We start from the raw sequence: 25864 nt of genomic DNA, 5'->3' as shown, positions 1-25864 counted from the left end.
GCGCGCCGGTCACCCGCCCGACAGCACCTCCGCCAGGTCGTAGCGGACCGGTTCCTCCAGCTGGGTGTACGTACAGCTGCCGGCGGACCGGTCCGGGCGCCAGCGGCGGAACTGGGCGGTGTGCCGGAAGCGGTCGCCCTCCATGTGGTCGTAGGCCACCTCGCACACCCGCTCCGGCCGCAGCGCCACCCACGACAGGTCCTTCTTGCCCGTCCAGCGGCTCTGCGCGCCCGGCAGCCGGGCGCCCTCGTGGGCGGCCGCGTCCAGCCAGGCCGCCCAGGGGTGCCCGCCGCCCACCGGGTCGTCCATCAGGAGCGGCGCCAGCTCCTCGACGAGCTCGGCCCGCCGCTTCATCGGGAAGGCCGCGCAGACGCCGACGTGCTGGAGGGCGCCGGAGCCGTCGTACAGGCCGAGCAGGAGCGATCCGAGGACCGGGCCGCTCTTGTGGAAGCGGTAGCCCGCCACCACCACGTCGGCCGTGCGCTCGTGCTTGATCTTGTACATCAGCCGGGCGTCCGGGCGGTAGCGCAGATCGAGCGGCTTGGCCACCACCCCGTCGAGCCCGGCTCCCTCGTACCGCTCGAACCATTCCTGGGCCTCTTCGGCGTCCGTGGTGGCGGGCGCCAGGTGCACCGGCGCCGTGACGCCCTCCAGGGCCCCGGTCAGGGCCGCCCGGCGCTCGCTCAGCGGGGTGTCGAGCAGCGAGTCGTCCCCGAGGGCCAGCAGGTCGAAGGCGACGAAGCTGGCCGGGGTCCGCTCGGCCAGCAGGTTCACCCGGGAGGCGGCCGGGTGGATGCGCTCGGTGAGCCGGTCGAAGTCGAGGCGGCCCTCGTGGACGATGACGATCTCGCCGTCCACCACACAGCGCTGCGGCAGCCGCTCCTTGAGGGCCTCGGCGAGCTCGGGGAAGTAGCGGGTCAGCGGCTTGCCGTTGCGGCTGCCGATGACGATCTCGTCGCCGTCGCGGTGCACGATCGCACGGAAGCCGTCCCACTTCGCCTCGTACTGCATCCCGGGCGGAATCCTGGCGACCGACTTGGCGAGCATCGGCTTCATGGGTGGCATCACCGGCAGATCCATGCCATTGATTCTCACCGGACTGTGCCGATATGCGCCATTTGCGGCTCACGCCTACCGTGGCCTGCATGGGCACGAGCAAGGGCGAGGCCGTCGAGCTGGACGTGGCCGGACGCGCCGTCCGGCTGTCCAACCCGAACAAGGTGTACTTCCCGGAGCGCGGCTACACCAAGCTGGACGTGGCCACGTACTACCTGGCCGTCGCCGACGGGATCACCCGCGCCCTGCGCGACCGCCCGACCACCCTGGAGCGCTACCCGGACGGCGTCGACGGCGAGTCCTTCTTCCAGAAGCGCGCCCCCAAGAACCTGCCCGAGTGGATCCCGACCGCCCGTATCTCCTTCCCCAGCGGCCGCCACGCCGACGAGATCTGCCCGACCGAGCCCGCCGCCGTCCTGTGGGCCGCCAACCTGGGCTGTCTCACCTTCCACCCGTGGCCGGTGCGGCGAGAGGCCACCGACCACCCGGACGAACTCCGCATCGACCTGGACCCCCAGCCCGGCACCGACTTCGACGACGCGGTCCCGGTCGCCCACGAACTGCGCGCCCTGCTCGACGAGTCGGGCATCAGGGGCTGGCCCAAGACGTCCGGCGGCCGCGGCATCCACGTCTTCGTCCCGATCGAGCCCCGCTGGACCTTCACCGAGGTGCGCCGCTGCGCCATCGCCCTCGGACGCGAGCTGGAGCGGCGCATGGCGGGGAAGGTCACCACCGCGTGGTGGAAGGAGGAGCGCGGCGAGCGGATCTTCGTGGACTACAACCAGACGGCCCGCGACCGCACCATCGCCTCCGCCTACTCGGTCCGCCCCAAGCCGCACGCCCCGGTCTCCGCGCCGCTGCGCTGGGACGAGCTCGACGACGTCCACCCCGAGGACTTCGACCTGAAGACCATGCCCGCGCGGTACGCCGAGGTGGGAGACATCCACGCGGACATGGAGGACCACGCCTTCGGCCTGGAGCCGCTCCTCGAACTGGCCGCCCGCGACGAGCAGGACCACCGGCTGGGCGACATGCCGTATCCGCCGGACTACCCCAAGATGCCGGGGGAGCCCCTGCGGGTGCAGCCGAGCCGGGCCAGGAAGAAGGAGTCCTAGCGACGCGTCATTGCGTGTCGAGGTCGGCCGTGACGATGGTGCCGTGGCCAACGGTGTACGTGCCGGCGAAGAACTTGTGCGTTCCGTCCGTCTGCAGCGCGTCGAGCCGCACGCCCACGGTGTCCCCGGAGACGGACTCGGCGGTGACCGTATCGGAGACGGTGGTGGAGAGGCCCTTGACGTAGGAGTCGTACGTGCCGCCCAGGTTCTTCCCCCCGAGCTCCCATGCGCGCGCGTAGTCCTTGGCGTTGATGGCGGCGAAGTAGTCCTCGACGACCTGCTGGGCGGGTGCGGTCGTGGCGGTCGTGGCGTTTGTGGCGGTCGGGGTGGTCGGGGTGGTCGGGGCGGTCGGTGGGACTGATGTCGGTGCGGGGCTGGATTGTGCCGGTGCCGGGATCTCGCCGGCCCGGCTGGGAGGGGTTTGTGTGGCCGTCCGGGTGACAACGCTCTGCGAGATGGCGGGCGCGGGCTGCGGGGTGTCCCGGGAGCCCAGGGTCATCACCGCGGCTGCGCCGCCGCCCGCCAGTACCGCGGCCAGTGCGGCCCCGGCGATCAGCAGCGACTTGCGCCGTCTGCGCCGGCCGTCGCCCGCGCCGCCCGGATGGTCGCCGTAGTCGCCCGAGGCCACCCGTACGGTCGGCGGGGTGGCCGCCCGATGGTCGTCGTATGCCGCCTGGCCGGACCCGGCCCGGTCGCCCGACGCGTAGCGCGGCGGCACCGGCGTGCGCGGTGGCGTCTGGGTCGCGTCCGGGGCGAAGCGCTCCTTGCCGCCGCTGTCCGTCGGCGGCGCCACCTGCGTGGGCGGATGCTCCGCCGCCCCGGGCGCGCTCACCGGCAGCCCGGCCGCCACATCGCCCAGCATCCGCTGTGCCTGCTCGGCTGTGACCCGCTCGTTCGGGTCCTTGCGCAGCAGCGCTTCTATGACCGGGGCGAGCGGGCCCGCGTGCCGGGGCTGAGGAAGCTCCTCGGCTACCACCGCCTGCAAGGTGCTCATCGTCGTGGTGCGGCGGAACGGTGACTGCCCTTCCACCGCGGCGTACAGCGTCACGCCGAGCGACCACAGATCGGACTCCGGGCCCGGCCGGTGGCCCATGGCACGCTCCGGGGCGAGGTAGTCCGGCGAACCGACGACGTCGCCGGTGCGGGTCAGGCCGCTGGAACCCCCCATGACGGCGATGCCGAAATCGCCGAGCAGCACCCGGCCGCCGCGCTCAAGCAGCACGTTGGCCGGTTTGACGTCCCGGTGGAGAACCCCGAGCTGGTGCGCCCGGTCCAGCGCCGACAGCAACTGCGCTCCGAGCCGGGCCGCGTCCCGTGGCAGCAGTGTCCCCTCGGTGGCAATGACGTCGGCGAGCGACTGGCCGTCGATCAGCTCCATCACGATCCAGGGTCGGCCGTCCTCTTCCAGCACATCGAATACGGTGACGACCCCCGGGTGTTTGACCCGCGCCGCGGCCCGTGCCTCCTGCTCCATGCGGGCGTGCAGCACCGCGAGCTCCTCGCGCGGCAGGCCGCTGACCGTCAGCTCCTTCACCGCCACCTCACGGCTGAGCCCCTGATCCTGCGCCCGCCACACAGTGCCCATCCCGCCGTGGCCGAGCTGTTCGACGAGGAGATACCGGCCGGCCAGCAGCCGTTGCGCATCGGCACTCATGGTGCTCCCGAGGCGTGATCGGGCAGGCGGGGGCACCGTGCAGATGGTGTACGCGTCGTCATGGTTCCTCACTTCCGCCGTCATGCGGCCGAGGATCCCGCCCCCTTCCATGCTGAGCCGCCTGCTCGGCGTTGTCGCGCCGAACCGCACTGCGCAGGCCATGCGTCGGAAGAAGAGTGCTCGTGATGACTCGGCGCCGCGGTCGCCTTCTGCCGGCCCGCGACGGGCCGCCCCCGGCTCCGGACGGCTCCGAAGCGGCCTGGACCCGTTGCCTGGGCCCTGTCGTCACCTTCCCGTCTGCCCCGCGCCCGCCGCCGGGCGGACGACGGGAAAGGTGACGGCAGGACCCGGGCGGCCCCCGGCCGCCCCGCTACGCCAGGGGCGGCCGGCGCTCGGCCGGGGGCAGCAGCAGTATCTCCAGCGCCTGGGCGCACGCGCGCGCCTGCGCCAGGAACCAGACGGCCCGCTCGTCCGTCATCACCACCGGCGCGGCCCGCAGCGACAGGGCGAAGCGGGCGTGGCCGGCACGGTCGAGGACCGGCACGGCCAGGGTGCGCGTCCCGTACGCCGCGCCGTACGCGCCGGGGACCGTCTCGCTCTCCTCGCGCGCGAAGCCGTCGGCCCGTACGTCCGCCAACTCCTCGTCCAGGGCCGCCGCTTCGTCCGGCCCGGGCCAGGCGAGCAGCACCCGGCCCGGCGCGGTCGAGCGCAGCGGGCGGCGCAGCCCGGCCATCGGGGGCACCGGGCCGCCCGCGACGGTCACCACGTGCGGGCCGCTGCGCAGCGCGAGGTCGGCGGCGGCGCCGGTCCGCGCGGCCAGGTCGGCCAGTTCGGGGGCGGCCAGGTGCAGCCCGCGCTGGTGGTACGAGAGGCGGCCGAGCTCGGTCATGGCGGGCCCGAGCCGGTAGCGCGCGGTCCGCACGTCCTGCTCCAGGAAGCCCGCCCCGACGAGCGTGCGGGCCAGCCGGTGCGCGGTGGAGACGGGTAACCCCAGACGCCGGGAGAGATCGGACGCGCTGAGGTCGGGGCCGTTGTCGTGGAAGGCGTGCAGCACCTCCAGGGCGCGCTGCACGGCCTGCGCGCCGGTCGGTGTGCGCACCGTGGTGGCGTCGGTCATATCGGCTCCCTGCCGGGTCGTGATCGTCGAAGGCTCCACACTACGGCCGGGCCATCTGGTCGCTCAGGGCAACGGCGAAGGCGGCCGGAACCGCTCCGGCCGTACTTCGAGGCGGACGACGTGGACGCGACCGTGGCCAGGGAGCAGGCGCGCGGCGGTGCGGTCCGGATGGCGCCGGTCGAGGTGGCGGGCGCGGGCGGCCCCGCCATGGCGGCCGAGCCGTTCGGGGCGCGCTTCGCCCTGATCAAGAGCGAGCCGCAGGACGGGGGCGGGGGAGTGAACGGGCAGGACGGGGGCGGCCGAGGGGCGTCGGGGCAGCCGTAATCGGCCAAAGACCGTGCGGCGCCAGGCCGCCCAGGCGGTGGCCTGCTCGCCGCGTGCCCCGCCGGCGCCGGGCGCGGCGCCGTTCGGGTGATCGCTTGACGCAAGCGGCGGGGGGCGTTCAACGATCATTGACCGGACGTTGATCCGGCCGGGCCAGCATGGATGTCATGTCGATCAACACCACTATCGCCGGGCAGGAACTCGCCTGGCAGGAGACCGCGTTGTGCGCCCAGGCGGGGCCCGAGTTCTTCTTCCCCGCCCCCGGGAGCTCGACGCGGGAAGCCAAGCAGCTCTGCGGCAGCTGTGAGGAGCGCCAGGCCTGCCTGGAGTACGCGCTGGCGAACGACGAGCGGTTCGGCGTCTGGGGCGGCCTCTCCGAGCAGGAGAGACTCCAGCTCCAGCGCAGCCGCGAACTCCAGCGCAGCCGGGCCTGACAGACCGAGCCACGAACCCGGCCGCCTCAGGAACGGCCGGGTTCCGCCGGCGGACGCGCGAGCCCGTTTCGGGGGCGGGCCGCGCGTCCGCGCTCTGGCACGTCCGGCCTACCTCACCGCCGAGGAGGACCTGCGCCGGCTGATGGTGGGGGTGCGCCGGGCGGAGCAGCTGCTCGCGACCGCGGCCCTGGCCGAGCACACGTCGGGGCCGCTGGCGCCCTACCCGGGCGTCGTCGACGACGAGGCGCTCGCGGCGGCGGTGCGCGGCTCCGCCGGGACGCTGTACCACCCGGTGGGCACCTTGCCGGATGGGCAGCGACGAGGGCTCGGTCACCGACCCCCGGCTCCGCGTGCGCGGCGCCGGGGGTCTGCGGGTGGTCGACGCCTCCGCCATGCCGCGCATCACGCGCGGCCACACGCACGCCCCGGCGGGCGCCCTCGCCGAGAAGGCGGCGGAGCTGATCCGGGAGGACGCGCGCTGATCCGGGAGGACGCGCGGTAGCGAGGATCAGCGGACCCGGCAGGTGAAGGCCGGGCGGCCGCGCTCACGCCGAACGGGGCAGGCCCCCCGTGCCGGGACCGTGGCCGTCAGGCCTTGCCGCGGGCCACCATCCGGGCCTTGCGCGCGGCGAGCTTCTCGTCGAACTTGCTCGCCTCCGCGTCGAGGCCGCCCATGTACAGGCCGAGCTCCTCCTGCGCCTTGAGACCCTCCGGGCCGAGCCCGTCGATCTCCAGGACCTTCAGGAAGCGCAGCACGGGCTGGATCACGTCGTCGTGGTGGATGCGCAGGTTGTAGATCTCGCCGATCGCCATCTGCGCGGCGGCCCGCTCGAAGCCGGGCATGCCGTGGCCGGGCATCCGGAAGCCGACGACCACGTCGCGTACCGCCTGCATGGTCAGGTCGGGAGCCATCTCGAAGGCGGCGCCCAGCAGGTTGCGGTAGAAGACCATGTGCAGGTTCTCGTCGGTCGCGATCCGCGCCAGCATGCGGTCGCAGACCGGGTCGCCCGACTGGTGGCCGGTGTTCCGGTGCGAGATGCGGGTGGCGAGCTCCTGGAAGGCCACGTACGCGACGGAGTGGAGCATCGAGTGCCGGTTGTCGGACTCGAAGCCCTCCGCCATGTGCGCCATACGGAACTGCTCCAGCTTGTCCGGGTCCACGGCGCGCGAGGCGAGCAGGTAGTCGCGCATCACGATGCCGTGCCGGCCCTCCTCGGCGGTCCAGCGGTGCACCCAGGTGCCCCAGGCGCCGTCGCGCCCGAAGAGGCTGGCGATCTCGTGGTGGTAGCTCGGCAGGTTGTCCTCGGTGAGGAGGTTCACCACCAGCGCGATCTTTCCTATGTCGGTGACCTTGGACTGCTGCGGCTCCCACGCCTCGCCGTCCTCGAAGAGGCCCGGGAAGTTGCGCGCGTCCGACCACGGCACATAGTCGTGCGGCATCCAGTCCTTGGCCACCTTGAGGTGCCGGTTGAGCTCCTTCTCGACGACCTCCTCCAGCGCGTACAGCAGTCGGGCGTCGGTCCACACGTCCGAACTGCCGAGGTGGGGGGAGGTGATCGTCACGAGGGTGCTCCAGGGGGACGGGAAGAGGGGACGGGCTACCTACGGCTACGTAGGTTACGAGACCGTAGGTTAAGCGCGCAGTAAGCCCCAGCCAAGTCCCGTCCTCCTCCCCCTTGACTACTCTCCGTTATTTTTGCAGGTCATAGCGTTTTAAACAGAGACAAGTCGGACAACCTCAATGGCCCTCCCTCACCTCCTCGGCCGTCGTGTCGCGCAGCTCACCGTCGAGCAGCAGCCACCGGGTGACCCCGATCGACTCCAGGAACGGCACATCGTGGCTCGCCACGATCAGGGCGCCCTCGAAGGCGGCCAGCGCGTCGGTGAGCCGCCGCACGCTCGCCATGTCCAGGTTGTTCGTCGGCTCGTCCAGCATCAACAGCCGCGGCGCGGGCTCGGCGAGCAGCAGCGCCGCGAGCGAGGCCCGGAAGCGCTCGCCCCCCGAGAGGGTCCCGGCCGGGCGGTCGGCCCGGGCCCCCTTGAACAGGAAGCGGGCGAGCCGCGCCCGGATCGCGTTGCCGGTGGCGCCGGGCGCGTACCGCGCCACGTTCTCCACCACGCTCAGCTCGTCGTCCAGCACATCGAGGCGCTGTGGCAGGAACCGCAGCGGCACATGCGCCTCCGCCTCGCCGGCCGCCGGTGCGAGCTGCCCGGCGAGCGCCCGCAGCAGGGTCGTCTTGCCGGCCCCGTTGCGGCCGACGAGCGCGATCCGCTCCGGTCCGTGGATCTCCAGGTTGCCCAACGCCCGCTCCGCGTACGGCAGCCGGAGGTCACGCAGGGTCAGGACGCCCTGGCCCGGGTGGACCTTGGTGTACGGGAGCTCGATGCGGATCTCGTCGTCGTCCCGGACCGCGTCGGCCGCCTCGGTGAGCCGGCCCTGGGCCTGGGCGAGGCGCTCGGTCTGGAGGATGCGGTGCTTGCCCGCCGACACCTGGGCCTCGCTCCTGCGCCCGTTGGCGACGATCTTCGGCACCCGCTTGTTCTCGTAGCTCTTCTGGGCGAACCGTTTGCGCCTGGCCAACTTGACGTGGGCGTCCGCGAGTTCGCGCCTCTGCCGCTGGACGTCGGCCTCGGCGGTCCGCACCATCCGCTCGGCCGCCTCCTGCTCCACGGCCAGCGCCTCCTCGTACGCCGAGAGGTTTCCGCCGTACCAGGAGACCTCGCCGTCGTGCAGATCCGCGATCTGGTCGACCCGGTCGAGGAGTTCGCGGTCGTGGCTCACCACGACCATCACTCCGGGCCAGGCCGCGACGGCGTCGTGGAGCCGCCGACGGGCCCGCAGATCCAGGTTGTTGGTCGGCTCGTCGAGCAGCAGGACGTCGGGGCGGCGCAGCAGCAGCGCGGCAAGGCGCAGCAGCACCGACTCGCCGCCGGAGAGCTCCCCGATGGTCCGGTCGAGACCGACGGCGTCCAGGCCGAGCTGTCCGAGCGCCGCCCGGGCCCGCTCCTCCACGTCCCAGTCGTCGCCGACCGCCGTGAAGTGCTCCTCGCGGATGTCGCCCGCCTCGATGGCGTGCAGCGCGGCCCGTACCCGGTCGATGCCGAGGGCCTCGTCGACCCGCATTTCGGTGGCCAGGGTCAGGTTCTGCGGCAGATAGCCGATCTCGCCCGCCGTGGCGACCCGGCCGCCTGCCGGGGTGAGTTCACCGGCGAGCAGGCGCAGCAGCGTTGACTTTCCCGATCCGTTGAGGCCGATCAGACCGGTGCGGCCGGGGCCGACGGCCAGTTGGAAGCCGGCGAACACCGAGGTGCCGTCGGGCCAGGCGAAGGAGAGGTCGGAACAGCTGATGTGCGTCGAGGACGCGGAGTAAGCAGACATGGATGTCTCCCGGTTGCGGGGAAGGGCGGGGGCAACGGGAACTGAGACACCGGTGTCAGGGCAGCAGGAGAAAAGAAAAGAGGCCCTGGTCGTGGAGGACGGCTCGGAGGCAGGTCACACCGCGCGCGCGACACGGAAGGGAGTGCGCGAAACGGTGTCTCAGGTGCCTCAGACGAGCAACGTCCTACTCCGATCGACGACAACAGGGCCGAAATGAACGTACGACGTGTCGTCGGCCGGGTGCAAACGATTTACGGCACGCGGTCGGCCGGCGCGGCGGCGGGTGCCGGCGGCGGGGCGGTCAGCACGCGTCGCGCAGCAGCACGGTGAGGTCCTCGTCGAGGTCGAGGTAGTGGTGCTCGTGGCCGGGGGGCACCATCAGCTGGGTGCGCTTGAGGAAGCGGCGCAGCTCGGAGGTGCGGATATGCACCATCGCGGTGCCCTCGGGGGCGTGGAACTCCACGACCGTGCGGTCGAACCCGTACGGCCGGACCCGCACGTCGCCCATCCCCACCGAGGCGTCGACCCCCGCCTCAAGGAGTTCGCGCGCGAACGCCCAGCAGACCTCCACCCCTTCGAGGGTGGCGGGCGCGGGGAAGACCATCCGCACGGCGAAGGGGTCCTCGCGGTCGTAGCTCAGCACCGCGGGGACGGTCTGCACCCGCGGGTCGGACGCGATCAGGCGGGCCTCGACGGCTTGCTCGATGACAGTGGACACGCCCTGTTCCCCTAACCTCACGACCGGGTACTTCTCTTCCTGCTGCTCACGAAGACGGCAGAAAACACGGTTGCGTGCACAAGAGCCGAGGGTGAGCTGTGTCACCTGATCGCTACGTGTGCGTCACCTACCGGTGCGTCACCGACCGTTCTTACGCGGTGCTCAACGGCTCCGGATTGATGTCGATACGGTCGAATTTCGCCCTCTGGACGCCCTACGCGAGGTCGGCTAGCTTCCAGCGCCATGAAGCCCATGGGGAAGACGAGACGCATGCTGACGGTGGGGCTGGGCGGGGTCGCGCTGGCGGCCGCGCTGACCGCACCGGCCCAGGCGCACGGCAACGGCGAGCAGCACGGCGACGGCCGCCCGGCACCGGCCTGGCAGCCGACGCAGACCGGTACGGACGCGCGGTTCCGCGGCCTCGCGGCGGTCAGCCGGACCACCGCGTGGGTGGCCGGCACGAAGGGCAGGGTGCTGCGGACCACCGACGGCGGGCGCAGCTGGCGCGATGTCTCGCCTCCGGGCGCGGGCGGGCTGGAGTTCCGCGACGTGGAGGCCTTCGACCGGCAGCGGGCCGTGGTGCTCGCCATCGGCGAGGGCGAGGCGTCCCGCGTCTACCGGACCGAGGACGGCGGCGCCACCTGGAAGGAGTCGTTCCGCAACCCCGACCCCAAGGCGTTCTACGACTGCCTCACCTTCTTCGACCACCGCCACGGCCTGGCGGTGAGCGACCCGGTCGACGGCAAGTACCGCATCCTTTCCACCGCCGACGGCGGCCGCTCCTGGAAGGTGCTGCCGAATACCGGGATGCCCGAGGCGCAGCCCGGCGAGGCCTCCTTCGCGGCGAGCGGCCAGTGCCTGGTGAGCTCCGGGCCGTACGACGTGTGGCTGGCCACCGGCGGCGCCGCCACCGCGCGCGTCCTGCACTCCGCCGACCGCGGTCTGACCTGGACGGCGGCCGCGTCGACGGTCCCGGCCGGGGACCCGGCGCGCGGCGTCTTCGGGCTCGCCTTCCGCGACCGTACGCACGGGATCGCGGTCGGCGGCGACTACCGGGCCGGACAGGCCTCGCCCCGGGCGTCCGAGGTCACCGGGAACGGCGGCCGCGGCTGGCTCCCGGCGGCGGCCCCGGTCGCGGCCTACCGCTCCGGCGTCGCCTGGCTGCCGCACAGCCGGTCGGCCGCCCTCGCGGTGGGGCCCACCGGCACCGACGCCACCACCGACGGCGGCCGCACCTGGCGGACCGTCGACACCGGCTCGTACGACACCGTGGACTGCGCGCCGGACCGCGGCTGCTGGGCGGCGGGCGAGAAGGGCCGGGTGGCCCGGCTGGCCCGCTAGGCGGGCAACTCCTGCCGCAATGAGGCCAGTTCGGGGGCGACCTTGGTCGCGTAGAACTCGGTGATCCGGTACGCGCAGACGCCGTTGACGCTGAAGGGGTCGGTCGCCGTGACCTTCTCGATCGCCGCGCGGTCGTCCCCGACGGCCAGGATGATCCCGCCCTCGCGGGGCTCCTTGCGGCCGGAGGCGATGAACACTCCGGCCTCGTACAGCCCGTTCAGCCAGCGGACGTGCTCGGCGAGCAGCTCGTCGACGCGCTCGATGGGGGCGGTGTAGGTCAGGTCCAGTATGAACATGATCGTCAGGCTACTCCGGCCCGCGTCCAGGGTCTGTCGTCAAATTCCCGCCGTCGCCCGAAGGGCGGCCCCGCGGCGTCTGGTGCGCGCTCTCGGCGTGCCGGGCGGAGGTCCTCGTACTGGACGTACTTGGGCTTTCGCCCGGTGCGGCGAGAGCACGCACCAGGCGTCGCGGGGCGGGCGGGAATTTGACGACAGACCCTAGGGTGAGGGGCATGGTGACGCTCACAGACATCCCCGAGGGCTGGCCCGCCGACGAGGCGCGGGCGCTGGCCGTGCAGGACGAACTGCGCGGCCGGGTCGTGCTCGACGAGCCCGGCCCGCCCCCCGGCACCGGGCTGGTCACGGGCGTGGACGTGGCGTACGACGACGAGCGGGACGTCGTCGCCGCGGCCGCCGTCGTCCTGGACGCGGCCACCCTGGAGGTCGTCGAGGAGTCCACCGCAGTCGGCCGGGTCGCCTTCCCGTACGTGCCCGGGCTGCTCGCCTTCCGCGAGATCCCCACGGTCATGGCGGCCCTCGGCGCGCTGACCATTGACCCGGGCCTGGTGGTGTGCGACGGGTACGGGCTCGCCCACCCGCGCCGCTTCGGCCTCGCCTCCCACCTCGGCGTCCTCACCGGGCTCGCGGTGATCGGCGTCGCCAAGAACCCGTTCACCTTCGCGTACGAGCAGCCGGGCACCCGGCGCGGCGAGGCCTCGGCGCTGGTGGCCGGGCACGGCGAGGAGGTCGGCCGGGCGCTGCGCACCCAGGACGCCGTCAAGCCGGTGTTCGTGTCCGTGGGCCACCGGGTGAGCCTGGACAACGCGTGCGCCCACGTCCTGCGCTTGACCCCGAGCTACCGCCTCCCGGAGTCGACGCGTCGAGCGGACGCGCTGTGCAGAGAGGCGTTGCGTACGGTGCTGCGGCCGGCGTAGGCACACGCCGGCCGGGCTTGTCGAACACGATACGGTGTGGCGCCCCTTCAGGGGCGCGGGGAACCGCGCCCCTGCCGAGCGCGGTCCGCAGCCGAACAACCGCGCCCCCGCGATGCGCTCAGCGCGCGTGGGCCACCCGGAAGCGGATACCGGCTTTCTGGATCCGGGCCAGCAGGGCGTCGCCCATCGCCGTGACGGTGGTCAACTGCCCCGCCGCCGACGGCAGCTCGTCGAACGCCAGACTGAGCGCCCCCTCCGCGAGGATCTTCGCGGTCTCGCCGTACCCCGGGTCGCCGCCCGAGACCTCGGTGAACACCCGGCGCCCGCCGCCCTCGCCGACGAAGCGCAGCGAGAACCAGCTGCGGTCGCGGCGCTCCTGGTCGGGGCCGCTGCCCGGCTCGTAACGGTTGATCAGCCACCGCCGCGCGGCGGGCAGTTGGGCCACACCGAACGCCGCGCCCGCCCCGGCCACCGCGCCGAGCGCCAGCGGCAGCCGGCGCACGGCCGCGAAGTGGCGGTAGCGGAAGTCGGGGCCGTAGCGGGCGCTCGCCGAGGCCGAGCGGGCCACCACCATCGGGTCGAGGACCGGCAGCGGCAGCGCCCAGGCGCCCGTCTCGCGGCTGAAGTGCGGTGTGCCCAGCGGGGCACGGGCCCGGCGCCCGACGAGCCGGGGCTCGTGCAGCCGCCGCTCCCGGGCCGCCCGCAGCTGCTGCGGGCCGCGCCCCATCGCGGTGAGCGCGGAGGCCAGGGTGCCGCCGGAGAACGTCGCGTTGGAGCGTACGAAGCCATCCACGCGCAGCGGCACGCCCTGGGGCAGCTGCTGGACCGTGTAGTACACACCCAGGTCGCAGGGTACCGAGTCGAAGCCGCAGGCGTGCACCAGGCGCGCGCCGGTCTCCCGGGCCCGCGTGTCGTGGCGTACGTACATCGTGTCCACGAACTCCGGCTCGCCGGTCAGATCGAGGTAGTCGGTCCCCGCCTCGGCGCACGCGGCGACCAGGCCCTCGCCGTACCAGACGTACGGGCCGACCGTGGTGGCCACCACGCGTGCGGACTCGGCGAGCGCGCGCAGCGACTCGGGGTCGGCCGAGTCCGCGGCGATCAGGGGGAGCGAGGCGCACGCCGGGTCGATCGCGGCCAGCTTCTCGCGCAGCCGCTCCAGTTTGGCGGCCGACCGCCCGGCCAGCGCCCAGCGGCACCCCTGGGGCGCGTGCGCGGCCAGATACTCCGCCGTGAGGGTGCCCACGAAGCCCGTGGCCCCGAACAGCACGATGTCGTACGGCCTCGCCGCCCGCCGCGCCTGCTGCTGCGCCGACCGCTCTGCCCGTTGCGACCGTTCCGACTGTTCCAAGGGGATTTCCTCCGCTTCTGCCCTGGTCGCGCTCCCGCGCCGCTGCCGGTGGCTGAGGCGAGGGCCTGGCCGGCGGATCTGGTCGGCACGCGCACCGAAAACGCGCCGGGGCCGAAGCCGGCCGAATCCGCCGGACAGACCCTAGCGTGAGAAGCGGTGTCGCGGGTGATCAAGGAGGACGGACATGGGAGCACCACCGAAGGCCGCGCTGGCGAAAAGGGAGAAGGTGCGGGCGTTCGCCCTGGGCCTGCCGGGGGCCGTCGAGGAGTACCCCTGGGGCGAGACCGTGGTCAAGGTCAACAAGAAGATCTTCGTTTTCCTCGGCGTCGGTGACGGCAGCTACCCGCTGGGCATGGGCGTCAAGCTGACGGACGAGGCCACGCACGCGCACGCCCTGACCTCGCCGGGCGCCCAGCCGTCCGGGTACGGCCTGGGCAAGTCGGGGTGGGTGCGGGTGCCGCTGGCCGGGAAGGGCGCGCCGAGGGCGGATCTGCTGTGTGAGTGGGTGGAGGAGAGCTATCGGACGATCGCCACGAAGAAGCTGATCGCGGAGCTCGACGCCGACTGAGCCGGGCCGGTGGAACACTGGCGGACCACTCGGTGGAAACCAAGCGCTTGCTCGCGCAAGGGGCTTGTGCGAAGTGGAACGTGTTCTTAGCATCACTGCTGTTACATCAGTTGTGTCACAGTGCTGGGGGCTCGATGACAGGTTCAGGGAACGGCCCGCTCACCGGGGTGCGCGTGGTCGAGCTGGCGGGGATCGGGCCCGGCCCGTTCGCCGCGATGCTCCTGGCCGACCTCGGCGCCGATGTGGTCAGGGTCGACCGTCCCGGCGGCGCGGGCCTGGCCGTCGACCCCGCGTACGACCTGACCAACCGCAACAAGCGCTCCGTGCTGATCGACCTGAAGTCCGAGGACGGCCCCCGCCGCGTCCTCGACCTGGTCGAACGGGCCGACATCCTCGTCGAGGGCTACCGCCCCGGCGTCGCCGAACGACTCGGCGTCGGGCCCGGCGAGTGCCTGGCCCGCAACCCGAAGCTGGTCTACGGACGGATGACCGGCTGGGGCCAGGACGGCCCGCTCGCGGCCCGCGCCGGACACGACATCGCATACATCGCCGTCACCGGCACCCTCGGAATGATCGGCAAGCCGGACGAGGGCCCGACCGTCCCGGCCAACCTCGTCGGTGACTACGCGGGCGGCTCGCTCTACCTCGTCGTCGGCGTCCTCGCCGCCCTCCAGCACGCCCGGACGACGGGGGAGGGGCAGGTCGTGGACGCCGCGATCGTGGACGGCGCCGCCCACCTCGCCACCATGATCCACGGCATGCTGGCGGCCGGCGGCTGGCAGGACCGGCGTGGCGCCAACCTGCTCGACGGCGGCTGCCCGTTCTACGGCACCTACGAGACCTCCGACGGTGAGTACATGGCCGTCGGCTCGCTTGAGCAGCGGTTCTACGACGAGTTCATCCGCCTCCTGGGGCTCGACGCGGTCGCCCCGGCCCGTAAGGACCTGGCCCGGTGGGACGAGCTGCGCACCGCCATCACCGAGCGGTTCCGCACCCGTACGCGCGAGGAGTGGACGGCCGTCTTCGAGGGGTCGGACGCGTGCGTGGCGCCCGTGCTCTCGCTCCGCGAGGCGCCCGCCCACCCCCATCTGGCCGCCCGCGCCACCTTCGTCGAGCACGGCGGCCTCACCCAGCCGGCGCCCGCGCCCCGGTTCTCGGCCACCCCGGGCTCGGTCCGCCGTCCACCCGCCCTGCCCGGCGCCGACACCGCCGAGGTCGCCCGCGACTGGGGCGTGCCGGAGCTCGCCGCGGCCGGGAGCGCCAAGTCCACAGAGGAGAACGACCGTTGAAGCGGCAGATCTTCACCGCCGAGCACGACGCCTTCCGCGAGACCGTCCGCACCTTCCTCGCCAAGGAGGTCCTGCCGCACTACGAGCAGTGGGAGAAGGACGGCATCGTCTCGCGCGAGGCCTGGTCGGCCGCCGGGCGCCAGGGGCTGCTGGGGCTCGCGGTGGACGAGGAGTACGGGGGCGGCGGCAACGCCGACTTCCGCTACAGCGTGGTCCTCGCCGAGGAGTTCACCCGGGCCGGCGCCGCGGGCCTCGCGCTCGGGCTGCACAACGACATCATCGGGCCGTATCTGACCGGGCTCGCCACCGAGGAGCAGAAGCGGCGCTGGCTGCCGGGCTTCTGCGACGGCTCCCTGATCACGGCGATCGCCATGACCGAGCCCGGCGCCGGATCCGACCTCCAGGGCATCGCCACGCACGCCGAGGACAAGGGCGACCACTGGCTGCTCAACGGCTCCAAGACCTTCATCTCCAACGGCATCCTCGCGGACCTGGTGATCGTCGTCGCCAGGACCACGCCCGAGGGCGGCGCCCACGGGCTCTCCCTGCTGGTCGTCGAGCGGGGCACGGAAGGCTTCGAGCGCGGCCGCAACCTCGACAAGATCGGCCAGAAGTCCCAGGACACGGCCGAGCTGTTCTTCAACGACGTACGGGTTCCCAAGGAGAACCTCCTCGGCGAACTCAACGGCGCCTTCGTCCACCTGATGACGAACCTGGCGCAGGAGCGCATCGCCATCGCCGTCGCCGGGATCGCCGCCGCCGAGCACCTGCTGGAGATCACCACGCGGTACGTGAAGGAGCGCGAGGCCTTCGGGCGGCCGCTGGCCACCAAGCAGCACATCCGTTTCGAGATCGCCGAGATGGCCACCGAGTGCGCCGTCACCCGTTCGTTCATCGACCGCTGCATCGTGGATCACTCGAACGGGGAACTCGACGCCGTGCACGCCTCGATGGCCAAGTGGTGGGCCACCGAGCTCCAGAAGCGCGCCGCCGACCGCTGTCTGCAACTGCACGGCGGCTACGGCTATATGACCGAGTACCGCGTCGCCAGGGCTTTCACGGACGGACGCATCCAGACCATCTACGGCGGGACCACCGAGATCATGAAGGAGATCATCGGTCGTTCCCTGCTCGGCTAACCCTCCTTGAAAGGCTTTTCAGTGAGCACCGAAGCGTATGTGTACGACGCGATCCGCACCCCGCGCGGCCGGGGCAAGGCCAACGGCTCCCTGCACGGCACCAAGCCGATCGACCTCGTCGTCGGGCTGATCCACGAGATCCGCGGGCGCTTCCCCGGCCTCGACCCGGCGGCGATCGACGACATCGTCCTCGGTGTGGTCGGCCCGGTCGGGGACCAGGGTTCCGACATCGCCCGGATCGCGGCGATCGCCGCCGGGCTGCCGGACACCGTCGCCGGAGTCCAGGAGAACCGCTTCTGTGCCTCGGGCCTTGAGGCGGTCAACCTGGCCGCCGCCAAGGTCCGTTCGGGCTGGGAGGACCTGGTGCTCGCGGGCGGCGTCGAGTCGATGTCGCGGGTGCCGATGGCTTCGGACGGCGGCGCCTGGTTCGCCGACCCGATGACCAACTTCGACACCAACTTCGCCCCGCAGGGCATCGGCGCCGACCTCATCGCCACGATCGAGGGCTTCTCGCGGCGCGACGTCGACGAGTACGCGGCGCTCTCCCAGGAGCGGGCCGCCGAGGCCTGGAAGGACGGCCGCTTCGCCCGGTCCGTCGTCCCCGTCAAGGACCGCAACGGCCTGGTCGTCCTCGACCACGACGAGCACATGCGCCCCGGCACCACCGCCGACTCGCTCGCGTCCCTGAAGCCGTCGTTCGCCGCCATCGGTGAGATGGGCGGCTTCGACGCGGTGGCGCTCCAGAAGTACCACTGGGTGGAGAAGATCGACCACGTCCACCACGCGGGCAACTCCTCCGGCATCGTCGACGGCGCCGCCCTGGTCGCCATCGGCTCGCGCGAGGTCGGCGAGCGCTACGGCCTCACCCCGCGCGCCCGTATCGTCTCGGCGGCCGTCTCCGGCTCCGAGCCGACCATCATGCTCACCGGCCCCGCCCCCGCCACCCGCAAGGCGCTCGCCAAGGCCGGACTCACCATCGACGACATCGACCTCGTCGAGATCAACGAGGCGTTCGCCGGAGTGGTGCTGCGCTTCGCCCGGGACATGGGCCTCTCGCTCGACAAGATCAACGTCAACGGCGGCGCCATCGCCCTGGGCCACCCGCTGGGCGCCACCGGCGCGATGATCCTCGGCACGCTCGTCGACGAGCTGGAGCGCCGCGACCAGCGCTACGGCCTCGCCACGCTGTGCGTGGGCGGCGGGATGGGCATCGCCACCGTCGTCGAGCGTCTCTGACCGTCCTCTTCCCGGCCAACCCCGTTACGGAGCAGCAGCAATGGCAGTTATTTCGACGAGTACCACCATCCGCTGGGAACAGGACGAGACCGGCGTCGTCACCCTCGTACTCGACGACCCCAACCAGTCCGCCAACACGATGAACCGGGCCTTCAAGGACTCCATCGCGGCGATCGCCGACCGCGCCGAGGCCGAGAAGGACTCCATCCGGGGCATCGTCTACACCTCCGCCAAGAAGACCTTCTTCGCGGGCGGCGACCTCAAGGACATGATCCAGGTCGGCCCGGAGAACGCCCAGCAGGCCTTCGACACCGGCACCGCCATCAAGAACTCGCTGCGCCGCATCGAGACCCTGGGCAAGCCGGTCGTCGCCGCCATCAACGGCGCCGCGCTCGGCGGCGGTTACGAGATCGCGCTCGCCAGCCACCACCGCGTCGCGCTCGACGCCCCCGGCTCCAAGATCGGCCTGCCCGAGGTGACGCTCGGCCTGCTCCCGGCGGGCGGCGGCGTGACCCGTACCGTACGGCTGATGGGCATCGCGGACGCGCTCCTCAAGGTGCTGCTCCAGGGCACCCAGTACTCCCCGCGGCGGGCGCTTGAGAACGGCCTGGTGCACGAGGTCGCGGCGACGCCCGAGGAGATGCTCGCCAAGGCCCGCGCCTTCATCGACGCCCACCCCGAGTCCCAGCAGCCCTGGGACGCCCCGGGCTACCGGATCCCGGGCGGCACCCCGTCGAGCCCCAAGTTCGCCGCCAACCTGCCCGCCTTCCCGGCCAACCTGAAGAAGCAGCTGAACGGCGCCCCCTACCCGGCCCCGCGCAACATCCTCGCGGCCGCCGTCGAGGGCTCCCAGGTCGACTTCGAGACCGCGCTGACCATCGAGGCCCGCTACTTCACCGAGCTGGTCACCGGGCAGACCGCGAAGAACATGATCCAGGCGTTCTTCTTCGACCTCCAGGCCGTCAACTCCGGCGCCAACCGCCCCAAGGGCATCGTGGAGCGCCCGGTCCGCAAGGTCGCCGTCCTCGGCGCCGGCATGATGGGCGCGGGCATCGCGTACTCGTGCGCCCGGGCCGGCATCGAGGTCGTCCTCAAGGACGTCTCGCCGGAGGCCGCGCGCAACGGCAAGGCGTACTCCGAGAAGCTCCTCGCCAAGGCGCTCTCCCGGGGCCGCACCACCGAGGCCGAGCGCGACGAGCTGCTCGCCCGGATCACCCCCACCGCCACCCCGCAGGACCTGGCGGGCTGCGACGCGGTCATCGAGGCCGTCTTCGAGAGCACCGAGCTCAAGCACAAGGTGTTCCAGGAGATCCAGGACATCGTCGAGCCGGACGCGCTGCTCTGCTCCAACACCTCGACCCTGCCGATCACCGGCCTGGCCGAGGGCGTCTCGCGCCAGGAGGACTTCATCGGGCTGCACTTCTTCTCGCCCGTCGACAAGATGCCGCTCGTCGAGATCATCAAGGGCGAGCGCACCGGCGAGGAGGCGCTGGCCCGCGCCTTCGACCTGGTCCGCCAGATCAGGAAGACCCCGATCGTGGTGAACGACTCGCGCGGCTTCTTCACCTCGCGGGTCATCGGCCAGTTCATCAACGAGGGCGTCGCGATGCTCGGCGAGGGCGTCGAGCCCGCGTCGATCGAGCAGGCGGCGGGCCAGGCGGGCTACCCCGCCAAGGTGCTCTCGCTGATGGACGAGCTGACCCTCACCCTGCCCCGCAAGATCCGCGACGAGACGCGGCGGGCGGTCGAGGAGGCCGGCGGCGTCTGGCCCGGCCACCCGGCGGACGCGGTCATCGACCGCATGGTCGACGAGTTCGGCCGCACCGGCCGCAGCGGCGGCGCGGGCTTCTACGAGTACGACGGCGACGGCAAGCGCGTCCGCCTCTGGCCGGGGCTGCGCGAGCACTTCGGCAAGCCGGGCGCGGAGGTCCCCTTCGAGGACATGAAGGAGCGGATGCTCTTCGCGGAGTCCCTCGACACCGTCCGCCTCTTCGAGGAGGGCGTGCTCACCTCGGTCGCCGACGCCAACATCGGCTCCATCATGGGCATCGGCTTCCCGGCCTGGACGGGCGGCGTGATGCAGTACATCAACGGGTACGAGGGTGGTCTGCCGGGCTTCGTGGCCCGCGCCCGCGAGCTGGCCGAGCGCTACGGCGACCGGTTCCTGCCGCCCGCGCTGCTCGTGGAGAAGGCGGAGAAGGACGAGAAGTTCGCCGACGCGTAAGCGAGGGGCGAGGGGCGAGGGGCGAGGGGCCGGGGGGCCGGGGACGGCGTTCCCGGCCCCTCGCCCCCTCGGTCCCCTCGTTCCGGCTATTCCGCTTCCGCGCGGAACGCCGCCCGCAGCTCCTCCTTGAGCGAGCGCTGGAACGCCGTGACCAGCGCCTGCACCACCATGGGCTGCATATGGGCCGACAGCGACCGCATCGCCGCCACATGGTCGGGGTCCGACTCCCGCTCCCGGTACGGGTTCCACACCTCGTCCCGGAACAGCCGCGTCAGCTCGTGCGCGGCCGAGCGGGTGTGTTCCAGCAGTACGGTCCGCGCCGCCAGGATCGTCTCGTGCGCGATCGGCACGTCCAGGAGCTGCACCCCGAGCGCGAGCAGGCCCGGGTCGACCAGGAACGCGTCGGTCTTCCCCTCGGTCCGCTCAAGGACGCTCATCGCGGCCAGCCGGTCGAGGTCCGTGTCGGACAGCGCCCGCCCGGCCCGCCGCTCCAGCTCGGCCCGGGTCGCCTCCTCGGCCGCGTCCGGGGCCCAGGAGGCGACCACGGCGCGGTGGATGGCCAGGTCGTGCGCGCTGAGGTCGGGCGGCAGCTGCTCCAGATACCGCTCGATCGCGGCCAGCGTCATCCCGTGGTGCTGCAACTCCTCGATCAGCGCGAGCCGGGACAGGTGCGCCGGACCGTAGTGGCCGACGCGGCGCGGCCCGATCGCGGGCGGCGGCAGCAGGCCGCGCGTGCTGTAGAAACGGATGGTGCGGACGGTGACCCCGGCCCGCGCGGCCAGTTCGTCGACCGTCAGGGTCGGCTCCTCGGTCTCCGTCGCCATGGCGGTGCCTCGTTTCCCCGGGTGCGCGGACTGCGACGCAACAGTATTGCTGTCTCACCACTGTTGTCACCCACCCGGGAACGGACCGCCCCGGCCGGCTCAGCCGCCCGCGACCAGCGGGTAGTGGTCGGAGAGGTTGGTGTACGTGTAGCTCTTGCCCCAGCTGCTCACCGTCCAGGGCGCCGACTGCTCCTTGACGACGTTGTTGTTCCAGCCGGAGGGACGCGCGTGCCCCTGGTAGTGCAGCACGTAGTCGAGGTCCTCGCGCGCCTCCCCGGGGTAGCGGTAGGCGGCGATCGAGTTGTCGACGGTGTCGAACGAGTACGTGTGGCCGGTGCGCGAGTCCGCCGCGACCAGGCCGCCGTCGGTGAGCATCGAGGCGTACTCGGAGCTGTGCGAGTCGACGTTGAGGTCACCGGCGAGCATGACCTCCTCGTTCGCCGGGATGTTCTTGGCGCCGAGGAACGACTTGACCGCCTTGAGCTGGAGCGAGCGGTCCTTGGCGGCCTCGCCCGCACCGCACCCGGAGTCGGTGGACTGCAGATGGGTGCCGACGACGTGCACCTTGGCGCCGTTGACATTGAGCACGACGTACGCGATGCCCTTGTTGGACCACCAGTCGGCCCCGCAGGCGTCCTTGAAGATCACCTGCTCCTTGCGCAGGATCGGCCACTTGCTGAGCACGGCGACGCCGCCGTCCTCGGGGGTGGTCGAGGAGTACGAGCCGCTCGTCGCGTCCCAGCCGTCCTTGCTCCGGCCGACGACCGGCGTCTGGTACGGGTACTGGGCGGCGGCGTTCCGCTTCAGCGCGTCCGACGTGGAGTTGTCGAACGCCTCCTGGAGGACGACGACGTCGTTGCCCTGGAAGAAGGACGCGGCGGGTATCGCCTGGGCGCGGTGCTCCTGGCCCCAGTTCGGGTACAGACTGGTGCTCATCATGAACGTGTTGTAGGTCAGGACCTTGAGCCGGGGCGCGTCCGCCGCAGCTGTGGCGGCCGATGCCGAAGGGGTGGCGGCGGCCAGCGTGGCGGCGGCGAGCGCGGTGGCGAGGGCCGCGCCGGGGACACGGCGAAGCGCGGAGTGCGGCACTGGAACTCCCGTGGGTGGAGTGGGGGGTTGGACTGGCGGGCACATCAAATCAGCCACAGTTACTTCGGGGTAACCGTCCGGTGGCGCATTTCTTGCCGAGGCCCTACGAGCGGGCGATCTTGCGCGGAGACGTTCGGTGCGAGAGGGCATCCAGGGGACGCGGGACGACAGAGGTGCTCTGTCGGGCAAGGGGTGACAGAGAGGGAATTGTGTCATCTGTCATCTGGTAAATCTGGATACATGATCGAAGGCCGTACGCCGTCCGACCCCGTCCCGCCTCCGCCCGGCGGCGTCCTGTGGAGCCTCGCCGGCGACGTGCGGATGCTGCTCACGCTGCCCGCCGCACTCACCCTCCAGGTCGCGCACCCGGCCGTCGGCGCCGGGGTCGACGAGCACTCCGTGTTCCGGACCGACCCCTGGGGGCGCGGCGAGCGCTCCCTGCGCTCCCTCCAGCTCTGGGTGTACGGCGGCGAGGCGGCCGTCGAGGAGGGGCGGCGGCTGCGCCGGCTGCACCGGACCATCCAGGGCACCGACACCCGGGGCCGCCGCTACCACGCGCTGACCCCGGCGAACTACGCCTGGGTGCACGCCACCGGCTACCCCGTCTTCGCCCACTCCCAGAAGTATCTGAACCGCCCCCTCGCCGAGGCCCAGGAGCGGCAGATGTACGCGGAGTGGCTCCAGGTGGGGCGCATCCTGGGCATCCACGACCGGGACATGCCGCAGACCATCGAGGAGTTCTGGCCGTACTACCGCAAGATGCTGGGCGCCGAGATCGCCTCGAACGCGGTCGTCGAGGAGCTGGTGTCCGTCGACGCGAAGGTCCCGGCCCCCGACCGGGGCCCGCTGCCCGTCCGGCTGCTGCTCCGGCTGTTCTGGCCGGTGCTCCTGCCGCCCATGGCCCGCTTCCGGCGGTTCGTGACCGTCGGGTTCCTGCCGCCGGACGCGCGCGAGGCGCTGGGCCTGGAGTGGACCGACGCGCAGGAGCGGAAGCTGCGCCGGTTCGGCCGCGTGGTGCGGGCCGTCGTGCCCGTACTGCCCGAGCGGCTGCGCTACCTGCCGCTCGCCCGGGACGCGAGGGCGCGGTTCAGGCGCTGACCGAAGCCCCCGGCCACTTCCCTCAGGCCGAAGCCCGGTGCACCAGCGCCGTCTCCGTGATCACCGACGTCGGGGTGTCGGCCGGGCCCTCGGCCAGGCCCCTCAGCAGCAGCCGGGCCATCAGCCGGCCCATGCCCTCTATGTCCTGGCGGACCGTGGTCAGCGGAGGGTCGGTCGTCTCGGCGACCCCGCGCATGTCGTCGAAGCCGACCAGGGCCACGTCCTCGGGCACCCGGCGCCCGCGCTCGCGCAGCACCCGCAGGGCGCCCGACGCCATCAGATCGTTCGCGGCGAACACCGCGTCCAGGTCCGGGCGTCGCTCCAGCAGCCGGGCCATCGCGCGGGCCCCGCTCTCCTCGGTGAAGGCGCCGTCCGCGATCAGCTCCGGATCGGCGCCGGGCAGGACGTCGTGGAACCCGTCGAGCCGGTCCGTCGCCGACGTCTGGTCGCGCGGGCCCGCGATATGGGCGATACGGGTACGGCCGAGCGAGAGCAGATGGCGTACGGCCTCCCGGGCGCCGCCCCGGTTGTCGGCGTCCACGTACGGGACGGGCCGCTCTCCCGGTGCCGTCGGCCAGCTCGGGCGGCCCCCGTACACCGTCGGCATCCCCGTCCTGCGGGCGATCGCGGGCAGCGGGTCGTCGGTGTGCAGCGAGAAGGCGAGCGCGCCGTCGACGTGGCCGCCCGCCAGATAGCGCGCGACCCGGTCGTAGTCGCCCGGCCCCTCCACCAGGAGCAGCACCAACTGCATGTCCTGCGCGGTGAGTTCCTTGCTGATGCCCCGGACCTGCTGCGAGAAGAACGGGTCGGAGAAGATCCTGATCTCCGGCTCGGCGATGATCACGGCGACGGCGCCGGTGCGGCGGGTGACCAGGGTCCGGGCCGCGTGGTTGGGGACGTACCCCAGCTCCTCGACCGCCTGGCGCACCTTGTCGACGAGCGGTGGCCGCACCCCCGCGCCGCCGTTGACGACCCGGGAGGCCGTGGCCCGCGAGACGCCGGCGCGCGCGGCGACGGCTTCCAGTGTGGGGCGGGACCCAGGGTGCGGCTCGGTCAACGGGGGTGCTCCTCGTACGCGGCGGCGGTGTGCCACGCATAGCGTACGAGGTAAGCCCCGCGCCCCTTAAGGGGCGCGGGGAACTGCGCGACCAGCCACAGACGGCCCGCAGCCGAATCACCGCACCTCCAGCGGAGCGTTACCCGTGGATCTCGTTGGTCGCCGCGATCTTCTTCCAGGACTTCGGCTGCGCCGCCGGCGCAGCGGCCGGACCGGCCGCCGGCTTCGCCCTCTTCGCGGCCGGGGCGGCCGGCTTGACGGGCTGGTACAGCCAGGTGTCGAAGAGCCCGGCGAGCGGCTTGCCGGAGATCTTCTCGGCGTACTGCACGAAGTCGCCCACCTTGGCGTTGCCGTACTGGTGGGCCGTCGGCCAGCCCTTCAGGAGCGCGAAGAAGGTCTGGTCGCCGACCGTGTTGCGCAGCGCCTGGAGGGCGAGCGCGCCCCGGTCGTAGACGGCGAGGTCGAACTGGTTCTCCGCGCCCGGGTCGCCCGGCTTCACCTTCCAGAACGCGTCGTCGGCCGGGTGCTGCGCGTACACGTAGTCCGCGAGCTCCTGCGCGGTGCCCTCGCCCTCCTTCTCCGACCAGAGCCACTGGGCGTAGCGGGCGAAGCCCTCGTTGTTCCAGATGTCCTTCCAGCCGTCCACCGAGACGCTGTCGCCGTACCACTGGTGGGCCAGTTCGTGGACGACCACCGAGGCGTTGGCGCCGTTCGCGAACTGCCTGGGGCTGTAGTACGGCCGCGTCTGGGTCTCCAGGGCGAAGCCGGTGGTCACGTTCGGCACATAGCCGCCGACCGAGTTGAACGGGTACGGGCCGTAGAGGTCGCTCAGCCACTCGGCGACCTCCTTGGTGCGCTCGATGCTGGCGCGCGCGGCGCCGTCGTTGTCGCCGAGGTCCTTGCTGTACGCGTTGATGACCGGCAGGCCGCTCGCGGTGGTGTCGGTGGTGATGTCGAACCTGCCGATCGCCAGCGTCGTCAGATAGGTGGCCTGCGGCTTGTTGGAGCGCCAGTTGTACCGCGTCCAGCCCCGCGCGGAACTCTGCGACTGGAGCGTGCCGTTGCTGATCGCCTGGGTGCCTTCGGGCACGAGCACCGACACGTCGTACGTGGCCTTGTCCAGCGGGTGGTCGTTGGACGGGAACCACCACACGGCCGAGTCGGGCTCCTGCGCCGCCACACCGCCGTCCGGGGTGCGGTGCCAGGCCGTGTACCCGTCGACGCTGAGCTCGGACGGCTTGCCCGCGTACTTCACCACCACCGAGACCGGCTTGCCCTTGGCCAGCGGCGCGGCCGGGGTGATCTCCAGCTCCTGGGTGCCGGACCTGGTGTACTTCGCCTTGGTTCCGTTGACCCTGATCTCGCTCACCGCGAGCCCGAAGTCGAGGTTGAAACGGGAGAGGCTCTGCGTGGTGGTGGCCAGGATCGTCGCCGTGCCCTCCAGGAGGTCGGTGGCGGGCTGGTACTTCAGTCTCAGGTCGTAGTGGGAAACGTCGTAACCGCCATTGCCGCTGCTCGGGTAGTAGGGGTCGCCGATACCCGGGGCGCCCGGTGCGAAGTCCGTCGCGGATGCCGGGATCGCCAGCAGCAGGGACGCGGCGAGCACGCTCGGGGCGAGGATTTTGCGGTGCACGAGTG

At 72.2% G+C, this 25864-nt stretch carries 24 protein-coding genes and 1 pseudogene; 13 read left to right on the top strand and 12 right to left on the bottom strand.

Annotated elements, in window-relative coordinates:
* Positions 1-9 precede the first annotated feature (9 nt).
* Positions 10-1080: an ATP-dependent DNA ligase gene (locus ACFWA7_RS15770; protein ID WP_385823398.1), complete on the bottom strand. Its 1071-nt coding sequence runs from the start codon at positions 1078-1080 to the stop codon at positions 10-12.
* Between the two features lie 65 nt (positions 1081-1145).
* On the opposite strand from ACFWA7_RS15770, the gene ligD reads away from it, so the two are divergent.
* The gene (ligD, locus tag ACFWA7_RS15765; RefSeq protein WP_385823396.1) at positions 1146-2171 is read left to right on the top strand and encodes a non-homologous end-joining DNA ligase; all 1026 of its coding nucleotides are present in this window, start codon (positions 1146-1148) and stop codon (positions 2169-2171) included.
* A 7-nt stretch (positions 2172-2178) separates the two neighbouring features.
* Here the strand turns inward: ligD and ACFWA7_RS15760 are convergent, their stop codons facing one another.
* Positions 2179-3825 (bottom strand): serine/threonine-protein kinase, encoded by a 1647-nt coding sequence (locus ACFWA7_RS15760; protein WP_385823394.1) that lies wholly within the window; start codon positions 3823-3825, stop codon positions 2179-2181.
* Positions 3826-4195: 370 nt separating this feature from the next.
* Complete coding sequence (locus ACFWA7_RS15755; protein ID WP_385533450.1) at positions 4196-4942, bottom strand: IclR family transcriptional regulator; 747 nt, start codon at positions 4940-4942, stop codon at positions 4196-4198.
* Between the two features lie 120 nt (positions 4943-5062).
* On the opposite strand from ACFWA7_RS15755, the gene ACFWA7_RS15750 reads away from it, so the two are divergent.
* The 4 genes and pseudogenes from ACFWA7_RS15750 to ACFWA7_RS15735 all read left to right on the top strand — a co-directional run bounded on the left by ACFWA7_RS15750 (position 5063) and on the right by ACFWA7_RS15735 (position 6182).
* Positions 5063-5266 carry a hypothetical protein gene (locus tag ACFWA7_RS15750; protein ID WP_385823392.1) on the top strand — a complete coding sequence of 68 codons (204 nt, stop codon included), beginning with the start codon at positions 5063-5065 and terminating at the stop codon, positions 5264-5266.
* 167 nt (positions 5267-5433) lie between these two features.
* Positions 5434-5700, top strand: coding sequence for a WhiB family transcriptional regulator (locus ACFWA7_RS15745; protein WP_371655689.1), 267 nt, complete (start codon positions 5434-5436; stop codon positions 5698-5700).
* Positions 5701-5842: 142 nt separating this feature from the next.
* Positions 5843-5947 (top strand): annotated as a pseudogene (locus ACFWA7_RS15740) (hypothetical protein); the annotation flags it as partial.
* Positions 5948-6008: 61 nt separating this feature from the next.
* Positions 6009-6182, top strand: coding sequence for a GMC oxidoreductase (locus ACFWA7_RS15735; protein WP_385823390.1), 174 nt, complete (start codon positions 6009-6011; stop codon positions 6180-6182).
* A 106-nt stretch (positions 6183-6288) separates the two neighbouring features.
* Here the strand turns inward: ACFWA7_RS15735 and ACFWA7_RS15730 are convergent, their stop codons facing one another.
* From ACFWA7_RS15730 to ACFWA7_RS15720, 3 genes are all read right to left on the bottom strand, one after another.
* Entirely contained in the window at positions 6289-7263 is a 975-nt protein-coding gene (locus ACFWA7_RS15730) for an acyl-ACP desaturase (RefSeq protein WP_385533457.1), read from the bottom strand.
* A gap of 175 nt (positions 7264-7438) precedes the next feature.
* Positions 7439-9079, bottom strand: a complete 1641-nt coding sequence (locus ACFWA7_RS15725) for an ABC-F family ATP-binding cassette domain-containing protein (protein ID WP_385823388.1) — start codon at positions 9077-9079, stop codon at positions 7439-7441.
* 301 nt (positions 9080-9380) lie between these two features.
* Entirely contained in the window at positions 9381-9797 is a 417-nt protein-coding gene (locus ACFWA7_RS15720) for an SsgA family sporulation/cell division regulator (protein WP_385533463.1), read from the bottom strand.
* Between the two features lie 243 nt (positions 9798-10040).
* Here ACFWA7_RS15720 and ACFWA7_RS15715 point away from each other — a divergent pair, with 243 nt between their 5' ends.
* On the top strand, positions 10041-11138 hold the full coding sequence (locus tag ACFWA7_RS15715) for a WD40/YVTN/BNR-like repeat-containing protein (RefSeq protein WP_385823386.1): 1098 nt from the start codon (positions 10041-10043) through the stop codon (positions 11136-11138).
* On the opposite strand, the gene ACFWA7_RS15710 is transcribed toward ACFWA7_RS15715, so the two are convergent.
* Positions 11135-11434, bottom strand: a complete 300-nt coding sequence (locus tag ACFWA7_RS15710; protein ID WP_385823384.1) for a YciI family protein — start codon at positions 11432-11434, stop codon at positions 11135-11137. The two genes, ACFWA7_RS15715 and ACFWA7_RS15710, sit on opposite strands and share 4 nt — an antisense overlap.
* A gap of 215 nt (positions 11435-11649) precedes the next feature.
* Here ACFWA7_RS15710 and ACFWA7_RS15705 point away from each other — a divergent pair, with 215 nt between their 5' ends.
* Positions 11650-12351, top strand: coding sequence for an endonuclease V (locus ACFWA7_RS15705; RefSeq protein ID WP_385533472.1), 702 nt, complete (start codon positions 11650-11652; stop codon positions 12349-12351).
* Positions 12352-12469: 118 nt separating this feature from the next.
* On the opposite strand, the gene ACFWA7_RS15700 is transcribed toward ACFWA7_RS15705, so the two are convergent.
* Positions 12470-13624 carry a saccharopine dehydrogenase family protein gene (locus ACFWA7_RS15700; protein WP_385823419.1) on the bottom strand — a complete coding sequence of 385 codons (1155 nt, stop codon included), beginning with the start codon at positions 13622-13624 and terminating at the stop codon, positions 12470-12472.
* A 262-nt stretch (positions 13625-13886) separates the two neighbouring features.
* Between ACFWA7_RS15700 and ACFWA7_RS15695 the strand changes: the two genes are divergently transcribed.
* From ACFWA7_RS15695 to ACFWA7_RS15675, 5 genes are all read left to right on the top strand, one after another.
* Positions 13887-14270 (top strand): MmcQ/YjbR family DNA-binding protein, encoded by a 384-nt coding sequence (locus ACFWA7_RS15695; protein ID WP_385533474.1) that lies wholly within the window; start codon positions 13887-13889, stop codon positions 14268-14270.
* 134 nt (positions 14271-14404) lie between these two features.
* Positions 14405-15559 (top strand): CaiB/BaiF CoA transferase family protein, encoded by a 1155-nt coding sequence (locus ACFWA7_RS15690; RefSeq protein ID WP_385533476.1) that lies wholly within the window; start codon positions 14405-14407, stop codon positions 15557-15559.
* Positions 15556-16698 carry an acyl-CoA dehydrogenase family protein gene (locus ACFWA7_RS15685; protein WP_385533479.1) on the top strand — a complete coding sequence of 381 codons (1143 nt, stop codon included), beginning with the start codon at positions 15556-15558 and terminating at the stop codon, positions 16696-16698. The genes ACFWA7_RS15690 and ACFWA7_RS15685 overlap by 4 nt, the downstream gene beginning before the upstream one ends.
* 21 nt (positions 16699-16719) lie before the next feature.
* On the top strand, positions 16720-17934 hold the full coding sequence (locus ACFWA7_RS15680) for an acetyl-CoA C-acetyltransferase (protein WP_385533482.1): 1215 nt from the start codon (positions 16720-16722) through the stop codon (positions 17932-17934).
* Positions 17935-17983: 49 nt separating this feature from the next.
* Complete coding sequence (locus tag ACFWA7_RS15675) at positions 17984-20158, top strand: 3-hydroxyacyl-CoA dehydrogenase NAD-binding domain-containing protein (protein ID WP_385823417.1); 2175 nt, start codon at positions 17984-17986, stop codon at positions 20156-20158.
* A gap of 86 nt (positions 20159-20244) precedes the next feature.
* On the opposite strand, the gene ACFWA7_RS15670 is transcribed toward ACFWA7_RS15675, so the two are convergent.
* Positions 20245-20982, bottom strand: a complete 738-nt coding sequence (locus tag ACFWA7_RS15670) for a MerR family transcriptional regulator (RefSeq protein ID WP_385533484.1) — start codon at positions 20980-20982, stop codon at positions 20245-20247.
* A gap of 99 nt (positions 20983-21081) precedes the next feature.
* A complete protein-coding gene (gene sph / locus ACFWA7_RS15665) occupies positions 21082-22071 on the bottom strand; it encodes a sphingomyelin phosphodiesterase (RefSeq protein WP_385533487.1) in 990 nt (329 codons plus the stop codon).
* A gap of 240 nt (positions 22072-22311) precedes the next feature.
* Here sph and ACFWA7_RS15660 point away from each other — a divergent pair, with 240 nt between their 5' ends.
* Positions 22312-23169, top strand: a complete 858-nt coding sequence (locus ACFWA7_RS15660; RefSeq protein WP_385533490.1) for an oxygenase MpaB family protein — start codon at positions 22312-22314, stop codon at positions 23167-23169.
* 22 nt (positions 23170-23191) lie between these two features.
* On the opposite strand, the gene ACFWA7_RS15655 is transcribed toward ACFWA7_RS15660, so the two are convergent.
* Positions 23192-24226: a LacI family DNA-binding transcriptional regulator gene (locus ACFWA7_RS15655; protein ID WP_385823382.1), complete on the bottom strand. Its 1035-nt coding sequence runs from the start codon at positions 24224-24226 to the stop codon at positions 23192-23194.
* A 139-nt stretch (positions 24227-24365) separates the two neighbouring features.
* Positions 24366-25859, bottom strand: a complete 1494-nt coding sequence (locus tag ACFWA7_RS15650) for a M1 family metallopeptidase (RefSeq protein WP_385823380.1) — start codon at positions 25857-25859, stop codon at positions 24366-24368.
* Between the last annotated feature and the right edge of the window lie 5 nt (positions 25860-25864).

This window comes from Streptomyces sp. NPDC059994, assembly GCF_042737755.1.
Classification (GTDB): domain Bacteria; phylum Actinomycetota; class Actinomycetes; order Streptomycetales; family Streptomycetaceae; genus Streptomyces.
The sequence above is the reverse complement of the archived record's forward strand: the minus strand, read 5'-3'. Positions and strand labels throughout refer to the sequence as shown.